1 protein-coding gene is annotated in these 1,376 nt (G+C 64.9%); it reads left to right on the forward strand.

All coding sequences use genetic code 11. The features are described 5' to 3' along the window. Window positions 1–127: 127 nt before the first annotated feature. A partial coding sequence (locus tag ACWD04_RS34000) for an IS4 family transposase (protein WP_451137587.1) occupies window positions 128–1,376 on the forward strand: 1,249 nt, incomplete at its 3' end.

A 1,376-nucleotide genomic window follows, 5' to 3' on the forward strand; every position in this document is an offset into this window, starting at 1 on the left:
CCAATGCCGTTGCTTGAACTCGACAAGCAGTTCGCGGTGACGCTGGAGGGGCGGGGTCGTTGGGCCAGACATGCATCCTTGGGTGGGGTTGTCCGATCATGTGAGGCTGGGGGTGGTGACCCGATGGGTGACTCCGGAACTCGTCGCCGGAGTGTTGGAGAAGTGCCGAGTCCAGGACAAGAAGCCCGGCGCGTTACCCGTTGGGTTCATGGTCTATTTCACCCTTGCGCTGGCCCTGTTCCAGCAGGATTCTTATGACGATGTCGCTGAACACCTGGTCGGTGGCGTCCCAGAGCTGGGTGCAAGCATTCCGAACAAGTCGTCGTTTACGCGGGCGCGCGGACGTCTGGGTCCGCTGGTGCTGGAGACCGTGTTCCAGGAGCTAGCCGGCCCGTTGGCGCCGGTCGGACTGCGGGACTCCTTCTACCGCGGTATGCGGTTGGCCGCCGTGGACGGGTTCGTGATGGACGCGCCGGACACGAAAGCGAACCGGGCCGCGTTCGGAGGGCCGGTCAAGAACGGCCAGTCGGCAGGGTTTCCGCAGGTGAGGGTGGTGACGTTGACCGAGTGTGGCACCCATGCGCAGATCGACGCGGCGGTGGGCGGCTTCAACGGCGGCGAGCGGGAACTCGCGATCGCTCTGGCCGTCTCAGCGGCCGGGATGCTCGTGGTCATGGACCGTAACTTCCCCGGAGTCGCCCTGTGGAAGGCCTATTTGGAAGCCGGGGCGCATCTCCTACTCCGGGCCCGTTCACCGGTGGCCCACCGTCCGGTAGAACATTTCGCTGACGGTACCTACTCGGCCAGGATGAACCTGGCCGGGCAGAAGGGCGCGCACCCCGGCGGTGTGCTGGTCCGGGTGATCGAATACCGCGTCAACGGCGGTGAGGTGGTCAGGCTACTGACCGACCTGCTTGACCCGGTGGAGTATCCGGCGGCGGAGCTCGCGGCTCTGTACCGGGAAAGATGGGAGGCGGAGTCGGCGTTTCGGCAGATCAAGACGTTCCAGCGCGGACCGGCCGAAGTCCTGCGTTCTGGCGACCCCGCCCTTGTCCGACAAGAGGTCTGGGCGCATCTGACAGTGCACCACTGCCTGACCCGGGTCGTCATGAAGCTGGCCGAAGACAACGGTATCGACCCGGACCGGGTGTCGTTCATCAAAGTCCTCAAGCACACACGCCGCAGCGTTGTCCGCCAGTGCGCGGACACACCCAAGAAGATCAATGTGTTCCTGGCCGTACTTGCGGCGAAGGTGCACCGCAAGCTGGACAACGGCACTCGGCGTCTACGCGAAGCGGACCGGCACCTGAAGCGGCCGGACTCGAAGTACTCCTCCAAGCTCTCCTACCGGATCAACACCCGGGACCGGCAAGCCA

Source organism: Streptomyces sp. NPDC002911, assembly GCF_053591835.1.